General features: G+C 39.6%; 16 protein-coding genes and 1 other annotated feature. Of the genes, 9 read left to right on the top strand and 7 right to left on the bottom strand.

What is annotated here, in order from left to right:
* The first annotated feature begins 269 nt into the window (after positions 1-269).
* Positions 270-1562 (top strand): UDP-N-acetylmuramate--L-alanine ligase, encoded by a 1293-nt coding sequence (murC, locus tag AMD01_RS07720; RefSeq protein WP_053400813.1) that lies wholly within the window; start codon positions 270-272, stop codon positions 1560-1562.
* Between the two features lie 179 nt (positions 1563-1741).
* Here murC and AMD01_RS07725 read toward each other — a convergent pair whose 3' ends face one another.
* Positions 1742-2857, bottom strand: coding sequence for an aminopeptidase (locus AMD01_RS07725; protein WP_053400814.1), 1116 nt, complete (start codon positions 2855-2857; stop codon positions 1742-1744).
* A 220-nt stretch (positions 2858-3077) separates the two neighbouring features.
* Here AMD01_RS07725 and AMD01_RS07730 point away from each other — a divergent pair, with 220 nt between their 5' ends.
* The 4 genes from AMD01_RS07730 (at position 3078) to ccpA (ending at position 5792) form a co-directional block, all read left to right on the top strand.
* Positions 3078-3554, top strand: a complete 477-nt coding sequence (locus AMD01_RS07730) for a DUF948 domain-containing protein (RefSeq protein WP_053400815.1) — start codon at positions 3078-3080, stop codon at positions 3552-3554.
* Between the two features lie 14 nt (positions 3555-3568).
* Positions 3569-4015, top strand: a complete 447-nt coding sequence (locus AMD01_RS07735; RefSeq protein WP_053400816.1) for a YtxH domain-containing protein — start codon at positions 3569-3571, stop codon at positions 4013-4015.
* Positions 4016-4144: 129 nt separating this feature from the next.
* Positions 4145-4468: a bacillithiol system redox-active protein YtxJ gene (gene ytxJ, locus AMD01_RS07740; RefSeq protein WP_053400817.1), complete on the top strand. Its 324-nt coding sequence runs from the start codon at positions 4145-4147 to the stop codon at positions 4466-4468.
* A 322-nt stretch (positions 4469-4790) separates the two neighbouring features.
* Entirely contained in the window at positions 4791-5792 is a 1002-nt protein-coding gene (gene ccpA, locus AMD01_RS07745; RefSeq protein WP_053400818.1) for a catabolite control protein A, read from the top strand.
* A gap of 26 nt (positions 5793-5818) precedes the next feature.
* On the opposite strand, the gene AMD01_RS07750 is transcribed toward ccpA, so the two are convergent.
* From AMD01_RS07750 to AMD01_RS07760, 3 genes are all read right to left on the bottom strand, one after another.
* Positions 5819-6991, bottom strand: a complete 1173-nt coding sequence (locus AMD01_RS07750; protein ID WP_053400819.1) for an acetoin utilization protein AcuC — start codon at positions 6989-6991, stop codon at positions 5819-5821.
* A complete protein-coding gene (locus AMD01_RS07755) occupies positions 6988-7635 on the bottom strand; it encodes an acetoin utilization AcuB family protein (protein WP_053400820.1) in 648 nt (215 codons plus the stop codon). Before AMD01_RS07755 ends, AMD01_RS07750 begins: the two co-directional genes overlap by 4 nt.
* A 63-nt stretch (positions 7636-7698) precedes the next feature.
* Positions 7699-8331, bottom strand: a complete 633-nt coding sequence (locus tag AMD01_RS07760; RefSeq protein ID WP_053400821.1) for a GNAT family N-acetyltransferase — start codon at positions 8329-8331, stop codon at positions 7699-7701.
* Between the two features lie 181 nt (positions 8332-8512).
* Between AMD01_RS07760 and acsA the strand changes: the two genes are divergently transcribed.
* Positions 8513-10228, top strand: a complete 1716-nt coding sequence (gene acsA, locus AMD01_RS07765) for an acetate--CoA ligase (protein WP_053400822.1) — start codon at positions 8513-8515, stop codon at positions 10226-10228.
* 201 nt (positions 10229-10429) lie between these two features.
* Positions 10430-10655, top strand: a binding site (T-box leader).
* A 50-nt stretch (positions 10656-10705) separates the two neighbouring features.
* A complete protein-coding gene (gene tyrS / locus AMD01_RS07770; protein WP_053401046.1) occupies positions 10706-11962 on the top strand; it encodes a tyrosine--tRNA ligase in 1257 nt (418 codons plus the stop codon).
* Positions 11963-12366: 404 nt separating this feature from the next.
* Here the strand turns inward: tyrS and rpsD are convergent, their stop codons facing one another.
* Complete coding sequence (gene rpsD / locus AMD01_RS07775; RefSeq protein ID WP_053400823.1) at positions 12367-12969, bottom strand: 30S ribosomal protein S4; 603 nt, start codon at positions 12967-12969, stop codon at positions 12367-12369.
* A gap of 401 nt (positions 12970-13370) precedes the next feature.
* On the opposite strand from rpsD, the gene AMD01_RS07780 reads away from it, so the two are divergent.
* The gene (locus AMD01_RS07780) at positions 13371-15272 is read left to right on the top strand and encodes a sensor domain-containing diguanylate cyclase (RefSeq protein ID WP_245638914.1); all 1902 of its coding nucleotides are present in this window, start codon (positions 13371-13373) and stop codon (positions 15270-15272) included.
* A gap of 44 nt (positions 15273-15316) precedes the next feature.
* Here AMD01_RS07780 and AMD01_RS07785 read toward each other — a convergent pair whose 3' ends face one another.
* Positions 15317-15796, bottom strand: a complete 480-nt coding sequence (locus tag AMD01_RS07785; RefSeq protein WP_053400824.1) for a GAF domain-containing protein — start codon at positions 15794-15796, stop codon at positions 15317-15319.
* Positions 15797-16186: 390 nt separating this feature from the next.
* Between AMD01_RS07785 and refZ the strand changes: the two genes are divergently transcribed.
* Positions 16187-16834, top strand: a complete 648-nt coding sequence (refZ, locus tag AMD01_RS07790; RefSeq protein WP_053400825.1) for a forespore capture DNA-binding protein RefZ — start codon at positions 16187-16189, stop codon at positions 16832-16834.
* On the opposite strand, the gene hisJ is transcribed toward refZ, so the two are convergent.
* Positions 16831-17628, bottom strand: a complete 798-nt coding sequence (gene hisJ, locus AMD01_RS07795; RefSeq protein ID WP_053400826.1) for a histidinol-phosphatase HisJ — start codon at positions 17626-17628, stop codon at positions 16831-16833. The two genes, refZ and hisJ, sit on opposite strands and share 4 nt — an antisense overlap.
* Between the last annotated feature and the right edge of the window lie 34 nt (positions 17629-17662).

The following is a 17662-nucleotide window of genomic DNA, read 5'->3' on the forward strand; positions in this document are numbered from 1 at the left end:
GTTCAATAGTTTATATAATAGCGTACAGATCGTACTTTCTTATTCTCCTTCACCAAGGACATGGACTAGAAGAGGCGAAGGGTAGATAAGGAAGTACTTTGTTTTATGGATGATTATTCCTTGGTGCATAAAACAAGTTAGTGCTATAATGATGAAATGCAATATTATAAAACCTATTATGAAGACTATATGAACTGTGATAAATGAGCAATTCTAGATAAACGTCATATACTGTCTTACAGATAGACGAATGTTGGAGGTTTCTTTATATGACAGTTTACCATTTTGTTGGAATCAAAGGGACTGGAATGAGTGCATTAGCACAAATTTTACATGATATGAATTACCATGTTCAAGGTTCTGATATCGAAAAAGAAATTTTTACACAAAAATCATTAGAACAAAAGAACATTACTGTTTTACCTTTTAACAAAGAGAATATCGAGCCAGGCATGATTGTCATTGCAGGAAACGCGTTCCCAGATACACATGAAGAAATTCAAGCAGCGGTTGAGCAAGATGTTCCTGTGATTCGCTATCATAAGTTCTTAGGCGATTTTATGAAACAATATACAAGTGTAGCCGTAACGGGAGCACACGGTAAAACATCAACAACAGGCATGCTATCACATGTGATTCAAGGAGCTCGTCCGACATCTTTCCTTATTGGTGATGGAACAGGTCAAGGAACTGACGGGAGTGAGTATTTCGTATTTGAAGCATGCGAATACCGTAGACATTTCTTGTCTTATACGCCTGACTATGCGATCATGACAAACATTGATTTTGATCATCCTGATTACTTTGCTAACGTAGAAGATGTATTCAGTGCATTCCAAGAGATGGCGATGCAAGTGAAAAAAGGAATCATTGCTTGTGGAGACGATGAGCATTTACAGCGCATTCAAGCCAAAGTACCTGTTTTATATTACGGCTTGAACGAAGAAAACGACTTCCAGGCTCGTAATATCGTGAAGAGTACAGCAGGAACGAAATTTGATGTGTTCATTCGTAACAATTTTTATGCAACGTTTGAAATTCCTGGCTACGGCGATCATAACATCTTAAATGCGTTATCAGTGATCGCGTTATGTCACTATGAGGAGATCAATGTTGGAATTCTTCAAGAGCGCTTAAAAACGTATCAAGGAGTAAAACGTCGCTTTAGTGAAAAAGCTTTCGGCGAACAGGTGATTATTGATGACTATGCTCATCATCCAACTGAAATTCACGCAACGATTTCAGCTGCGCGTCAGAAATATCCTGATCGCGAAGTCGTAGCAGTATTCCAGCCACATACGTTTACTCGTACGCAAACGTTTTTAGATGAGTTTGCTTCAAGCTTACAAGGTGCTGATCAAGTATATTTATGTGATATCTTTGGATCTGCTCGTGAGCATCAAGGGAAACTAAGCATTGAAGATCTTCGTCAACGTATTGACGGGGCACGATTGATTGATGAAGAGACGGTGGAGAACTTAAAGGATCATGATCGCGCAGTATTGGTGTTCATGGGTGCAGGAGACATTCAAAAGTTCGAAAACTTATATCAATCCATCTAATTTGAATCCACTTTACCAAAAAAGGACCTGACGGAGGAGCTGTCAGGTCCTTTTTTTGGTAAAGCATAAGTGGAAGAGGCCAGCCCTTTCGGGCTTGGCCTCTTTCACTTATGGAGATCTTCTTAGGTCGTTCGCAGAAGCCGTCCTCCCAAGCAGGACGATGGCTTCTGCTTCTTTTTTTATTTTAGGTTTTCTGGATTTAATCCTTCGAGTTCTGGCACGACGAATAGGCCGTCTTTGCGAATGAGTACGTCATCGAAGTAGATTTCTCCGCCGCCGTATTCAGGGCGTTGGATCATTACCATGTCCCAGTGGATATTTGATTTGTTTCCGTTGTACGCATCTTCATAACATTCACCAGGCGTGAAGTGGAAGCTCCCGTCAATTTTTTCATCAAATAAAATATCTTGCATAGGATGTTGGATATACGGGTTTACACCAATAGCGAATTCTCCAATGTAGCGAGCGCCTTCGTCTGTGTCAAAGATTTTGTTGATACGTTCAGAGTCGTTTGCCGTTGCTTCAACAATTTTACCGTCACGGAAGGTTAGCTGAACGTTCTCAAACGTAAATCCTTGGTAAGGTGAAGGTGTATTGTATGTAATTGTTCCGTTCACAGAGTCACGTACTGGCGCTGTATATACTTCTCCATCAGGAATATTCATTTGACCCGCACATTTCACGGCCGGAATGTCTTTGATTGAGAAGGTAAGGTCAGTTCCTGGACCTACTAAACGTACTTTGTCCGTTCTGTTCATGAGGGACTCAAGAGCATCCATTGCCTTATCCATTTTCGCATAGTCTAAGTTACACACGTTAAAGTAGAAGTCTTCAAATGCTTCTGTGCTCATTTTTGCAAGCTGAGCCATTGAGTTTGTTGGATAGCGGAGCACTACCCATTTTGTTTTAGGTACGCGAATGTCGCGGTGAACTTTCTTGCCAACTGTTTCTCCGTGTACTTTCATGCTTTCTGCGGGCACATCAGAGTGTTCAGAAATGTTGTCTCCTGCGCGAAGACCAATATATGCATCCATGTTCGACATGACGTTTGCTTCAAAATCAGCGATCATATCAAAGTGTTCTTTTTGAGCACCCATTAATAGAGAACGATCAACGGAATGATCTTTTAATGATACAAATGGGAAACCACCAGCCGCATAAGCTTCTTTTACAAGTGCATTCACAAGTTCGCGCTGTAGGCCGAAGTTTTCGATTAAAACTTTTTCTCCTTTTTGTAGACGAACGGAGTAATTAATTAGATTTTTCGCTAATTTCTCAATGCGAGGGTCTTTCATTTTTACTACCTCCTAGTGTACGATATAAAATATACCTATTTATTGTAACTCAAAAGGCTTCATTTGTTTACTTATCCATGCTAGAAACGAAAAATATACGAATAGGAGGAGGCTTATCTTATAGTTTTTTAACGAAATGGCAATACAAATAAGGATGTTTATTGTAAATAACTAGAGGGTAGAACTAAGTAATCGAGCTAGCATAAGGAGGACGTATATTATGATTTTAATCCTGTATATAAGTGTCGCAATTATTGCCATCGCGTTCTTATTTTTGGTAATATCAGTAGCAAGAACACTTGGATCTGTACAAAAAACGCTAAATTCTGTGGCCGGAACCTTAGATGGTCTTGAAAAGCAAATGAATGGCATTACTGTAGAGACCACAGCGCTATTACATAAAACAAATGGTCTTGCTGAGGACATTCAACGCAAATCTGAAGCACTGAACGTCGTAGTGGATTCTGTAAAAGGAGTCGGTGGTTCAATTCAAGAATTGAATCGTTCTATTCGTGGGGTATCTAATACCGTTTCACGAAAAGCAGAAGAACATAAGGAGTCAGTGGCTCAGGTTGTTCAGTGGAGCAATGTCGCAATGGACGTTTGGGATCGATTTAAAAACAGAAAGCAAGTAAATGACGCAGCAGTGTCAGAAACACCGCCAAGAGAAGAACAGCGTCGCCGATCATATTCTTAAGGGAGGAAATAAGGATGGCTAAAAACAATACAAATACAACAAAAAATAAGGATTTTGTAGTAGGAGCAATCGTAGGAGGAGTTGTAGGTGCTGCAACAGCATTATTACTAGCTCCTAAAGCTGGAAAAGAGCTTCGCTCAGACATCAATGAACAAGCTACGTTTGTTCGCTTGAAAACGGAAAAACTTCGAAATTCAGCGATGGAAAAGGGACAAGGTCTTGCTTCTAGCGCTAAAGACAAAACGGTTAGCCTTTCACAAACAATCTCTGGCCAATCAGCACAGGTGATCAACAAAGTAAAAGGGATACGTAAAAAAGAAGAAGTTCTTCCAGAAAGTAGCCTAAACGTATTAGAGGACGAAGTAGAAACTCAATCAATTGAAAAAGAATATAACGTTCAACAGGAGCTTGATCAAACGAAAAAAGCACTGGATGAAATGGAGCAAGGCTTAAAGCATTAATAGAATGCATAAAAGGTTCATCACCTTTGCATTCTAAAAGAATACATGTGAAGAAGAGGACGCCTCCTAAATCGTTATTTTAGAGACGTCTTCTTTTTCTTCACATTACTAATAAAAGGAGTGAGCAACATGCATAAAATCTCAACGGTAGAAGAATTCGAAGAAATTCTCCAAAAAGGTAAGCAGTTTGCCTTTTTAAAACATAGTACAACCTGTCCAATTAGTGCTCATGCATATGAAGAATATACGGCGTTTGCACATGAACATGAGGAAGTCCCAACGTATTATCTGCATGTGCAAGAAGCGCGTCCGCTTTCTGCACACATTGCAGAAACGTTTAATATTAAACACGAATCTCCTCAGGTATTTGTATTTGAGAATGGAGAGCCAAAGTGGAATGCATCTCACAGCAATATTACAAGTGGAGCATTAACAGAGCAGACTCAAAAGTAAGAGCCTAACATTCAAAAGTCTCCCGGACATTTTTGTCTTGGAGGCTTTTTTGTAGACTGTTTCTGTGAATAGGGATGCCAAAGGTAAATGGTATTTTTTTTGGAAAAATGTAAAAATAATGATGATTTTTGCTTTGTATTATGCTATTCTGTATTATTGGGTGTGTTTTTAGCGAACATTGCATAAAAATCCTGTAAATTAATTGCGGTTGTGCACATAGTGTCGTATAGTAGTTACAGACATTATAGACTGTACATAATTATAAATAACGGTTTCTGGGTAAACTAACAGAAAATGTGCTGAATACAAGGAGTGTTAAGTTGTGAACGTAACAATATATGATGTAGCAAGAGAAGCGAATGTATCAATGGCAACGGTATCACGTGTTGTTAATGGTAATCCGAACGTAAAGCCATCAACAAGAAAAAAAGTGCTAGAAACAATTGAACGTCTGGGGTATCGTCCGAATGCGGTAGCTCGTGGATTAGCTAGTAAAAAAACGACAACTGTTGGGGTTATTATTCCTGACATTTCAAGTATTTTCTACGCTGAACTAGCACGTGGCATTGAAGATATTGCCACAATGTACAAGTATAATATTATTTTAAGTAACTCGGATCAAAACACAGATAAAGAATTCCACCTTTTAAACACTATGCTCGGTAAGCAAGTGGACGGAATCATCTTTATGGGTGGGAATATCACTGATGAGCACGTCGAAGAGTTCAAAAAATCCCCGGTTCCAATCGTGTTAGCTGCTTCTATTGAAATGTCTGAACAAATTCCTTCAGTAAATATTAACTATGAACAAGCAGCATATGATGCTGTCCATGCCTTAATTGAAAAGGGCCATGAGCGCGTTGCTTTTGTAACAGGACCGCTAGAAGAGCCAATGAATAAAGAAAGAAAGCTAAAAGGCTATCAACAAGCACTTATCGATCATAAAATTCCTTATAATGAAGAAATGGTATTTGAAGGCGATTATACGTACGATTCTGGAATGGAAGCTTTTGAAAAGCTGTCTTCTTTAGATGAAAAACCGACTGCTATTTTTGTTGGAACAGATGAAATGGCGTTAGGAGTTATTCACGGAGCGCAGGATCGCGGATTCAAAATCCCAGAAGATGTTGAAGTAGTAGGCTTTGATAATACGAAGCTTGCAACAATGGTACGTCCTACGTTATCAACAGTCGTACAGCCAATGTATGATATCGGGGCAGTAGCGATGCGTCTATTAACAAAGTACATGAACAAAGAAACGGTTGAGAGCAGTATCGTTGAACTGCCACACCGTATCGAGTACCGCCAATCAACAAAAGAATAATTTACTGTCAAAAGCTCGCGAAGAAGTTATTTCTCGCGAGCTTTTTCAGTCTGAGAGCGAATTACATACAAAGCCTTTGAAACGGTATTTCGATTTTTTTCAGTAATCTCTCCTTTTCGAGGAATGGGCTCATAAATTCCTTGCTGGTCATCCCACGTTGTACAAAGGGGAACAGGAGAATATGAAGACCACTTATCAATCCATTCTTTCGGTAGATCCCCTTGAAGAAAACGATTATTCATCTCAAGCCAAATAAACGACCATGCTCTAGGTACGACACGCCAAATATCATAACCGCCGCCACCAACTGCGATCCAGCGACCTTCACAATATTGATGGGCAAGCTCGTGTGCAAGCTTCGGAATTTCTCGATAGATCGCTGTGGTCGCACTCAAATGGGTAAGAGGATCATAATAGTGAGCATCTGCCCCGTTTTGAGTTAAAATAACGTCTGGTTTAAAGAATTCCGTGACTTCACGAAGCGCAGTAGAGTAAGAGTCAATCCATGACTCATCTTCTGTAAACGCATCTACAGGAATGTTAAACGAATAGTTATATCCTTCCCCATATCCCCGTTCATTGACATTTCCTGTACCAGGGAACAGGTAGCGCCCAGTTTCATGGATAGAAAAGGTGCAAACAGAAGGATCATCATAAAAAGCCCACTGTACGCCGTCACCATGATGTGCATCCGTATCAATGTAAAGAACCTTTGCGTTATATTTTTGCTGAATATATTTAATCGCAACAGCGCTATCATTATAAATACAAAAGCCGGATGCTTTGCCTCGGAAACCATGATGAAGACCACCACCAAGACTTAAAGCATGATTAGCCTGCCCGGACATAACGTAATCAGCCGCCACTAGCGTCCCACCTACTAAATAGGAACTAGCTTCGTGCATATTAGCAAACATCGGCGTATCTTCGGTTCCTAATCCATAGTTGTTTGCCTCTACTGTAGGCAGTTTCCCTTCACTTGCTAGCTTGACCGCCTGAATATAGTTAGGATCGTGAATGAGACTAAGTTCTTCATCTGTTGCTACTCGGGGTAGCACGATGTCTTGCTCATTCAATTCTTTGCTCATGCGAAGCAGATCGTAAGTTAGTTTGACTCGTAATTGATTAAAAGGATGATTGTCACTGAATTTATAGTTTAGTAAGTCCTTTGAGTAAACAAATACAGCTTCTTTTTTCATGATGAAGCACCAGGAACCTGTGGCCAATTAATGACATTGTAACCATTCTGCTTGAGCTTTGTGACAACCATCATCGGGTTAAGCGTTTGAATACGAAAGACAAGGATTTTTTCATTGATTGTCGGGCTTGGGTAGACAAGTATACTTAGGATATTAATATTCGAATTTTTTAAGAGAGCAGCGAGTTCAGCTAAAATTCCTGGGCGATCGTCTACTTTTACTTCAATTTGAGAGCCTGGTTGATGGGCACCTGTTAATTGAATAAGCGTGTGAAGCATATCTTTTTCTGTGACAATGCCTACTAATTTGTGTTCTTTAACGATTGGAACACAGCCGATATTGTGCTCGTAAAATATGCCTGCTATTTCTTCGACAAAGTCTAACGGATGAGCGGTGATCACATTTCGGGTCATAAGATCAGCAACAGGTTTATGTAAATCATTTGCCAAGTCGCTCGGTTGAAAAATGGAGGGACTTGCATCTCGAATGTCACGATCTGATACAATTCCTGCGATGGTAAAATCATGATTTACAATAGGGATATGGCGAATGTTATGAGTTCGAATGAGATTAATTGCATCTGCAATCGTTGCGCTAGGGTTTAATGTAATGACATCTTGATTCATCATTTCTTCTACAATCATCTTTAGAACGACTCCTTACTATTCCTAAAATAGTGTCATAGCTGTTGGGTCAATGAAGAATACTTAGTACATAAAACGATTTTGAAAGCGAAGCCTATCGAATTGTTGAATAGATTCAACGGGAACTCTTTTACCGATTCGAACCATTAGGCAGTTAGCAGGATGCGAGCTTATTTCAGGATCATCGGTCGCAAACCAGGTTAGACCTCCGGCATTCATCATCTTTTCCATAACCTTTCGATATTCCCATACGTTTAATCCAGATCCTTTTAAATCCCAGTGCCAATAGTATTCAGTAGTGATGATAATATAATCTTCCACCATGTCGTCCATCATTGAAACTGTAAGCAGCTGTTTGCCTATCGAATAGCTTCGAAAAGCAGGAGCGACTTCAATCGCGCCTAGCTCAATTAAATTTTCCATGTTTCCTTCCGACCACCGCTCGAGCGGGTCAGGATATAGGTAGGTTACATAGCCGACAATTGTATTTAAATGACGAGCAATTAATATACGTCCTTCAGGAAGATCTGCGATTTCTAACAGTGCTTTGCGTTGTTGAGCAGGAGGGCGAAATGCCACTAGCTGATCATGAAACTCATATTCTGCTAATTTGTGAGAAGGAATCGGGCCTTCAATAACGATGGTACCTACAGGAGTTTTTAATTCTTTTGCGTTATAGGTTTTTTTATGGTCCAACACATTCACCGCCTAGAATAATCAGTTCTTTACATATATCTACAGTATACACGAAAAGTAAAGCGTTTTCACGAAATGAGTAAGTACGCTATTTACTAGCTTAAATGTTTTAAAAATTGAGAATAATTTATTTTTATATTATAATAGTCAGTATAATTTTGTACATAAGGGGGAGTTTGTGATGAAATTGGAAGCGCTTCCTGTAAAACAAGGGGAACATAATTTACAGGACTATGAACAAACGTATAAAACGTTTAACTGGTCAGAAGTGGAGAAGGAATTTTCGTGGTCTAAGACAGGAAAGATAAATGTCGCTCATGAAGCAATTGACAGGCACGCAAACTCATATCGTAAGAACAAAGTCGCTCTTTATTACCGTGACGCGGAGCGAAATGAAAAGTATACGTACAAAGAAATGAAGGATTTTTCCGACAAAGCAGCTAATGTGTTCAAACAAGCAGACGTTGAAAAAGGAGACCGCGTTTTTATTTTTATGCCACGTTCTCCTGAGCTTTACTTTGCCGTGCTTGGAGCAATTAAAGTAGGGGCGATTGTAGGGCCTTTATTTGAAGCGTTCATGGAAGGTGCAGTGAAGGATCGCTTAGAAGATAGTGAGGCGAAAGTTCTTGTCACGACGCCAGCACTTCTAGAACGTGTTCCTGTTGAATCACTTCCACATTTAAAGCACGTTCTTTTAGTAGGAGACGACATTGAGGAGAAAGGAATCTACCTTGACTTTAAGTCTCGTCTGCAAAAAGCTAGCAAACGTGTAGAGATCGAGTGGATGAACCGTGAAGATGGTCTAATTCTTCATTATACGTCAGGTTCGACAGGAAAGCCAAAAGGGGTTCTTCATGTTCATAACGCGATGATTCAGCACTATCAAACCGCTAAATGGGTGCTAGATTTGAAAGATGAAGATATCTTCTGGTGTACGGCAGATCCAGGGTGGGTAACGGGAACTGCTTATGGTATTTTCGGCCCTTGGCTTGTTGGGGCCTCCAACGTGATTATTGGTGGACGCTTTAGCCCAGAAAACTGGTACAAAGCCATAGAAGACTATGGTGTGACGGTATGGTATAGTGCGCCTACTGCCTTCCGCATGTTAATGGGGGCAGGAGATGAACTAGTGAAGCAATATGATTTAAGCTCTCTGCGCCACGTTTTGAGTGTAGGGGAACCGCTTAATCCAGAAGTTGTACGATGGGGCGTAAAGGTGTTTGATAACCGTATTCATGATACGTGGTGGATGACGGAAACAGGTGGACAGGTGATTTGTAACTATCCAGCAATTGAAATCAAGCCTGGTTCAATGGGCAAACCAATTCCAGGGATTAAGGCTGCGATTGTGGATGACCAAGGAAATGAGCTTCCTCCTTATCGCATGGGGAATCTGGCGATTAAAAAAGGCTGGCCTTCTATGATGCGGACGATTTGGAACAATGAAGCAAAATATGAATCCTATTTTATGCCTGGTGATTGGTATGTATCAGGGGATTCAGCTTATATGGACGAAGATGGATACTTCTGGTTCCAAGGGCGTATTGATGATGTCATCATGACGTCTGGTGAACGCGTTGGGCCGTTTGAAGTGGAGAGTAAGCTTGTTGAGCATCCGGCAATTGCTGAAGCAGGGGTAATTGGCAAGCCAGATCCTGTGCGCGGTGAAATTATTAAAGCATTTATTGCGCTGAGAGATGGCTATGAGCCTTCCGAGGAATTAATTGAAGAAATTCGTTCCTTTGTGAAAAAAGGGTTAGCAGCTCATGCGGCTCCGAGAGAAATTGAGTTCCGTGACAAGCTACCAAAAACGCGTAGCGGTAAAATTATGCGCCGTGTGTTAAAAGCGTGGGAGTTGGATTTACCGACGGGTGATTTATCTACAATGGAAGATTAATTAGGATGAGAGGGACTCGTATACAGCGAGTCTTTCTTTTTTATTTCCCATGAAGGATGGCACACTTTTACTGAACGGTACGTAAGATAATCACATGTTGGATGAATGTGAAAGGAACTAAATGGGTAAAGTTAGGATAGCACTTGAATTTTAGGATAAAATGATAGATAATAGTCGTATATCAATTTTTAGTTGAATAATGTGAATGCGTTGAAAGGAATTAGTAGCGGTTTTCTCCCTGTTTAAGAGAGCTGATGGTTGGTGCAAATCAGTGCAAAGAAAGCAGTGAATTACGTCCTCGAGCATCTTTTGTGAATAGATAATTAGTAGCAAAAGACGGGCAAACCGTTATATTCGTTAAGTGGAAGCATCATGTTATACATAGGTGCTTCAATTAGGGTGGTACCGCGATTTTTTCGTCCCTTCTTCTTAGAAGGGGCTTTTTTTATTTCCCAAAAAGTTAAAGGAGAGATTTCATTGGATATTTTACAAGATCTTGAGTTCCGTGGACTCATTAATCAGCAAACAGATGAAAAAGGATTAACAGAATTACTAAATAAAGAATCTGTACGTTTATACTGTGGGTTTGACCCAACGGCAGACAGCTTGCATATTGGTCACTTGCTACCAATTTTAATTTTACGTCGTTTCCAACAAGCAGGTCACCAACCGATTGCTCTTGTTGGTGGGGGAACGGGGCTAATTGGAGATCCAAGTGGTAAAAAAGCAGAGCGTACGTTAAATGAGCAAGAAGTCGTGGCTTCATTTAGTGAACGTATTAAAGGACAGCTATCACGCTTTTTAGACTTTGAAGAAGTTGAGAATGCAGCTGTTATTGCGAACAACTACGATTGGATCGGATCTTTAGATGTAATCACGTTCCTTCGTGATATCGGAAAAAGCTTCGGTATTAACTATATGCTAGCAAAAGATTCTGTTCAATCGCGTATTGAGAGCGGGATTTCCTTTACAGAATTCAGCTACATGATTTTACAATCATACGATTTCTTAAATCTATACCAAACACACAACTGCCGTCTTCAAATTGGTGGTAGTGATCAGTGGGGGAATATCACAGCGGGTCTTGAATTAATCCGTAAAACAGAGCCAGAAGCAAAAGCCTTTGGTTTAACGGTTCCTCTTGTGACAAAGGCGGACGGTACGAAATTCGGTAAAACAGAAGGTGGCGCAATCTGGCTTGATGCAGAGAAAACAAGCCCGTACGAGTTCTACCAGTTCTGGATTAACACAGATGACCGTGACGTGATGAAATACCTAAAATACTTCACTTTCTTAACGCATGACGAAATTGAAGCACTTGATAAGAAAATGCAAGAAGCACCTGAAAAGCGTGAAGCACAAAAAGCACTTGCTGCTGAAATGTTGAAGCTTGTTCATAGTGAAGAAGCGTTAAATCAAGCGATCCATATTTCAGATGCATTGTTTAACGGAAATATTGCGGAGCTAACGGCTGAAGAAATCAAACAAGGTTTCAAAGACGTCCCATCTTACACACACAGCGGTGAAGAAGTAGGGTTAATTGACTTACTTGTGGAAGCAAAAATTTCACCATCAAAACGTCAAGCAAGAGAAGATATTACAAACGGTGCCATCTACGTCAACGGTGAGCGCGTTCAAGATCTTCAAAAAGTATTATCAGAAGCTGATCGTATCGAAAGCCAATTTACCGTTGTTCGCCGCGGTAAGAAGAAATACACGCTTATTCAATACTAAGATGAAAAGATCCTGTAGCATGCAGGGCTACTGAAAAACTTCGGATTTTTTAGATGATCAGTAGAACGTAAGACAGAAAAGCTGGGTCGATTTCGTTTTCCGGAATCGACCCAGCTTTTTCTTCATTCTTTTTAGGTTAACGGTGAAAATGGCCATTGCCCCTTGCATTTGCATGCCAACGATACCCCACAGAGGAGCGAGGAGGCTCACCGCACGCCCCGCGGAAAGCGAAGCGACCTGAAGTGGAAATCAACCACCTCCGTTATGAACGCAATCCTTTAAGGATTTTTTCAGTGGCCTCGTAGCATGCAGGATCTTTTTTTGTTCCTCAATAGATAAATGACGGTATAAAAAAAGCTGATCGTTTAAAAAACGACCAGCTTTTTTGAAAGTCAACGAACTTATTAACGAGAGTAGAACTCTACGATTAGAGCTTCGTTGATTTCAGCAGGTAATTCAGAACGTTCTGGTAAACGAGTGAAAGTACCTTCTAATTTATCAGCATCGAATGTTACGTAGTCAGGTACGTAGTTGTTCACTTCGATCGCTTCTTTGATTACGTCAAGGTTGTTAGATTTTTCACGAACGCTGATTACTTGACCAGCTTTCACGCGGTAAGATGGGATATCTAAACGTTTACCATCTACTAAAATGTGACCGTGGTTAACTAATTGACGAGCTTGACGACGAGTGCGAGCAAGACCCATACGATAAACAAGGTTATCAAGACGAGATTCTAAAAGAATCATGAAGTTTTCACCGTGTTTACCAACTAATTTACCAGCAGCATCAAATAAAGTGCGGAATTGACGCTCATTTACACCATACATATGACGTAATTTTTGTTTTTCTTGTAATTGTAAACCGTATTCAGAAAGCTTTTTACGTTGACCAGGGCCATGTGGGCCTGGAGCGTAAGGACGCTTTTCTAATTCTTTACCTGTACCACTTAAAGAGATACCAAGACGACGAGATAATTTCCAACTTGGACCAGTATAACGAGCCATGAAGACTCCTCCTTACATGTTTTTATTTTATGCAAAATAAAAACCAGACACATCTTGCATAATGCACATTTTATTTTCATGTATCCTCGCCCTAGCAGCTAAGAGTTACACGATACACCTCGTAAAAGAGGAATAAAATGCTGACACTAAGAATAATGTATAGGCTGCAATATTTCACACAATCGCAATTATATGCTTTTAGAAGTAGACTGTCAAGAAAATAAGAGAAAAAAATGAATTTATACGCTGTAATAATTTTATAACTAGGAAAATATAGCTAGTTTATCTTATAATAGAGATAATAACCAAATTTTATGTTAAATAAAACAAACTGTCGTATTGAAAATAATTGAGGATTGGCAGGCGATCCTTTGAAAAACGCGCTTAATTTTATCCAGTTAATGACATTGTTTGAGAATAATGAAGGTGATGAAATGGAAGGTTTGAAAGAATATACCTTATTAAAGTTTCGTGCTGCTTTATTTGATCTGCTTGCACGAGAAGAAGAGGCTACAGACATAACTGAATTAATAGATGAGATGCTGCTCATACTTTGTGAGACAATGGGTTTTTCCGGCATAGCATTAATATCTAGAAATTATCGTGCAAATCAGTATGTGGTAGAGCAGTGTACAGATCGTTCTATTCATTTGGATAACATTTTGGTTAGTTTGGAAGAGACGCTGCAGTCGGTGGAAGGAGATCCGCTGGACTCAGATATCTTATGTACTGATTTTCAGCATCAGCACGCATATATTATTTCTTTAGAAACAAAGGCGAAACCGACTTATTTATATATAATTTCAAAAGAAGAAACGAGTACCTACTCCCTTTCCTGGTGGAAGGAGATTCAGGTAGAGTGTTCAAAGTTTCTTAACCGTCTCTACCATCAAGAGCACAGAGCTCATCAAGAACAGCGTTACGAGCAGCTATATCAAGTAACAAATAAGTTTCATTCCTCTATGAATATGAGCGACATTTTGTATCAAATTATTCATACACTAGAAACCGTTTATCCTCACTTTACCTATTTTTTGCTTTTGTCTCATGATATTAATAACCCTCATAACTTACCAATTAAACATCTTCACTATGAAGGTGATCAGTTTGATGAGAATGCCATGAAGGCTTACGTATCAGGAAAAGTACAAATTCACAGTGAGGTTTCGCACTCTATGTTGAACGCGCCACTAATAGGGAAACAAGGGATTTATGGTGTTCTACAAGTGAGGGCGGCAGGAAAAGTGAATATGCCGGAAGATGAAATAAAGTTTATCTCGCTTCTCGGTATCACGGCCGGAAGCGCGTTGGAAAATGCTCAGTTGTATCAACAGTCGAAGCGCGTAATTGAAGATTTAAAACTCATCAATGAAACGTCTCATCAACTAAACTCTAACCTGAGATTGGCTGATACGATTCACTACATGTCAACGCAAATTACGAGCTTCTTTAATGCAAGTGCAGTAGGGTTTGTATTGTTTAGCCAAAATCGTAAAAGCAAAGTGCTACCTGGAAGTACCTCGTTCTTTTTTACTCCAGGCATTTATCAGTACGTTGATTTTATATACGAAAAGTTCTTGGTAGAGCATGATGCATTGTTCATTAATGATGCGACCTTACAAATGTCTTATAAAGATCTCCCATTCTGTTCCATTATGGCTGTGCCGATGATTCAGAATGAACGTGTGACGGGTGCAGCCATCGTTTTGCATGAGAAGCCTTATTTCTTTTCTTTCGATAACTTTAAATTGTTGCAATCTCTCATTCATCACTCGACGCTAGCATTCACGAATTCGATGTTGAGAGAAGAATTGGAAAAGCTAGTCGTAACAGATCACCTGACGAAGCTATTTTCTCGAGGGTATTTGGATGATAAGATTAAGGATTCCATGGTTCAAGATCCATATGGAACGTTTATTTTAGTTGATATTGATAACTTCAAACGAATTAACGATACGTACGGTCATCAAATAGGCGATCAAGTGATTATTCAAATTGCCAATATCATAAAATCGAACATTCGGGCAAAGGATATTGGAGCAAGGTGGGGAGGCGAGGAGCTCGCTCTCTATCTTCCTTCGGTTTCATTAGAAGCAGGCATTTTAATTGGCAATCGATTGCTACAAAAGGTACGAGAGCAGACGAATCCGAAAACGACCATTTCATGCGGCGTGTCCTTTTGGAAAAATGAAGCGGAAGATCCGGATACGGCTCAACAGCTGTTCCATCGTGCTGACAAAGCCTTATATCAAGCGAAAAATCAAGGGAAAAATCAGCTCGTTGTTCAAAAAAGTCGTGTTTAACAGAAGAAGAGGCGCCAGCTCATTAGCTGGCGCCTCTTTTCGTGTTAAATAAATGGAAGAAGTTCTTCTACGAATAGCTCAAGGTACTTTTTATCGATTTCGTCAAAACGATCTGTAATTGGACTATCGATATCTAGTACGCCAATCACGTTTCCTTCTTTAACCATTGGAACAACAATTTCAGAACGAGAAGCTGCATCACAAGCGATATGTCCTGGGAATTGGTGAACGTCTGCGACAAGCTGTGTTTTTTGTGTTTGTGCAGCTGTTCCGCATACCCCGCGTCCAAATGGAATACGAACGCAAGCAGGAAGACCTTGGAATGGTCCTAGTACTAACTCGTTTTGATCGTTCAGATAAAACCCAACCCAGTTTGTTTCGGTAAGAAACTGATTTAATAAGGCGGATGCATTAGCTAAATTAGCGACTTGATTTGTCTCGCCTTCTAATAGTGCTTTTAGTTGTTTAATCAGAAGCTCATAGTCTTTCTCTTTGCTACCGCTATAGTTTTCGACATTAAACATGGTCGTTACCCTCCGTAATCGTTGTGAAATATAAATAAATGACAGAACTAGTCAGTTTATTACTAACTTTGTCGAGAAGTCACTAGAGGAATTTCATAGAAAGTCAAGAAAGTGTATTTATAACGACTTTTCTAGGAGAAGATTCTACAAAATTCCTTTTGCCACGTGTGATTTCATAAGTAAACTGTTGATAATTGGTTTCATTTTTGCATACTTATATCCTCTTTTCAATTGTTTTGTTTCTTTCTTTTCTAAAAAATCACCTTAAACGAAAACGATCTTTTTTAGAATTTGAGAGAACATAACTAATCTTCTTTCTTTTGAGTAAAAGAAAGGGACGGAAGAAGGAATTAAAATGAATGCTTATCAAACGAAAATGGGGTGTTAAGCTTGGCCATTCAATCAAAAACAAAAGATCGAATTATTGATGCAGCCGTAGCGCTTTTTAATACGAAAGGATTTAATGGAACTTCTGTGCGTGATATTTCTCAAAAAGCAAAAGTAAACGTAGCGAATATTGCTTATTACTTTGAAAATAAGGAAGGTTTGCTAGAGCACCTCGTCACAACTTTTTTAGAAGGATATATTCAAGAGGTTGAAGCAGTTATAACGGATTTAGAGGAAAAGGGGCCAACGGAGTGCTTGTATAAGCTCATTCAAAGCCTTCTTCGCTATCATCATGAACATCGCCACATTGCTCGATTCGTTTATCGTGAGATTTCGCTAGATACGGTGTTAATTCGTGAGATTATGACAACGTATCTAACGAAAGAAAAATATTATTTAAAAATGGTGTTTGAACAAGGAATGAAAGAAAAGGCATTTAAAAAGCTAAACATCCCATACGTTATTTTACAGCTCAAGGGAATGCTCAGCATGCCTTATCTTCATCCTCAATACCTAGCAGAAGTGTTGCACGTTTTTTCTCATGAAACTTTCTTCATTGAGCAGTATACGAAAGAATTAGAAAATTGGGTTCACCAAGTGATTCTTGAGCCTATGTCTGAGAGACGTCTCTATGTCAAAATGTCGTCTTAAAGCATTGGTTCTAAGTATGAATAACCTTGACCAACATCCTTTGCAGTATGGGCATCAGACCCATAGATGAGAGGGATGTTTCTTTTTTTTGCTTCTTTTACGACGGCATCAGCTGGGTAAGGTTCTTCGCAAAGCGGCTTATATAACCCAGCACCGTTGTAGTCAAGCTGCATGTTTTGTTTTTGGATGAGATCTAAAATACGATTGGTCTCGTATGTAAACTCGTTTTGGCATGGAAATGCTTTTTGGAATTTATGGACAAGCGTCATATGACCGATTCGTTTTGGTTTGTATGCGCCTAGCGAAGAAAGAACAGATCTATAGACCGTGTCGTAATAAGCTTTATAGACGTTTTCAACGCCTCCGAACACGTTGATCATGTCTGAAAAAACGTCAGAGCTGTAATCCATGCAGTAATAAGTTCCATTGTTTTGAAGAAAATGAACGGATAAAATGCTGTCATCAATTTCGTGTCCGTATGTGTCTAGAAACGCCTTCGTTTCCTCCTCAAACCCCTCAATAAAATCAACTTCAAACCCTACGTTAACGCGAATGTCTTTTTTAAAAGATTCCTTAAGCTGTTGAATAATATGAATGTAACCTTCTAAGTGTTCGAGTTTCATCCCGCTGTCTTGATCAGGTGTAGGGTCAACAAAAGAAGGTGGCAGAGGTGCATGTTCGGTAAATGAAATCATTTGAAATCCTTGCTTAATAGCTTGTTCAATATAGCGTTCAAATAGGTCTTTGGAGCCGTGTGGACAATAAGGTGTATGAATATGTTGATCAGTTTTCATAGGTATCATTTTACCTCCTCTTGCGATACGTGTA

Source organism: Priestia koreensis (assembly GCF_001274935.1).
GTDB lineage: Bacteria > Bacillota > Bacilli > Bacillales > Bacillaceae_H > Bacillus_AG > Bacillus_AG koreensis.

Bases quoted from the DNA above. Each gene is read 5' to 3' on its own strand.
- AMD01_RS07780 (WP_245638914.1), top strand. From the start codon at position 13,371: ATGACATTGTTTGAGAATAATGAAGGTGATGAAATGGAAGGTTTGAAA.
- AMD01_RS07735 (WP_053400816.1), top strand. From the start codon at position 3,569: ATGGCTAAAAACAATACAAATACAACAAAAAATAAGGATTTTGTAGTA.
- AMD01_RS07785 (WP_053400824.1), bottom strand. From the start codon at position 15,796: ATGTTTAATGTCGAAAACTATAGCGGTAGCAAAGAGAAAGACTATGAG.
- ytxJ (WP_053400817.1), top strand. From the start codon at position 4,145: ATGCATAAAATCTCAACGGTAGAAGAATTCGAAGAAATTCTCCAAAAA.
- AMD01_RS07730 (WP_053400815.1), top strand. From the start codon at position 3,078: ATGATTTTAATCCTGTATATAAGTGTCGCAATTATTGCCATCGCGTTC.
- murC (WP_053400813.1), top strand. From the start codon at position 270: ATGACAGTTTACCATTTTGTTGGAATCAAAGGGACTGGAATGAGTGCA.
- AMD01_RS07725 (WP_053400814.1), bottom strand. From the start codon at position 2,857: ATGAAAGACCCTCGCATTGAGAAATTAGCGAAAAATCTAATTAATTAC.
- hisJ (WP_053400826.1), bottom strand. From the start codon at position 17,628: ATGAAAACTGATCAACATATTCATACACCTTATTGTCCACACGGCTCC.
- acsA (WP_053400822.1), top strand. From the start codon at position 8,513: ATGAAATTGGAAGCGCTTCCTGTAAAACAAGGGGAACATAATTTACAG.
- rpsD (WP_053400823.1), bottom strand. From the start codon at position 12,969: ATGGCTCGTTATACTGGTCCAAGTTGGAAATTATCTCGTCGTCTTGGT.
- AMD01_RS07750 (WP_053400819.1), bottom strand. From the start codon at position 6,991: ATGAAAAAAGAAGCTGTATTTGTTTACTCAAAGGACTTACTAAACTAT.
- AMD01_RS07755 (WP_053400820.1), bottom strand. From the start codon at position 7,635: ATGATTGTAGAAGAAATGATGAATCAAGATGTCATTACATTAAACCCT.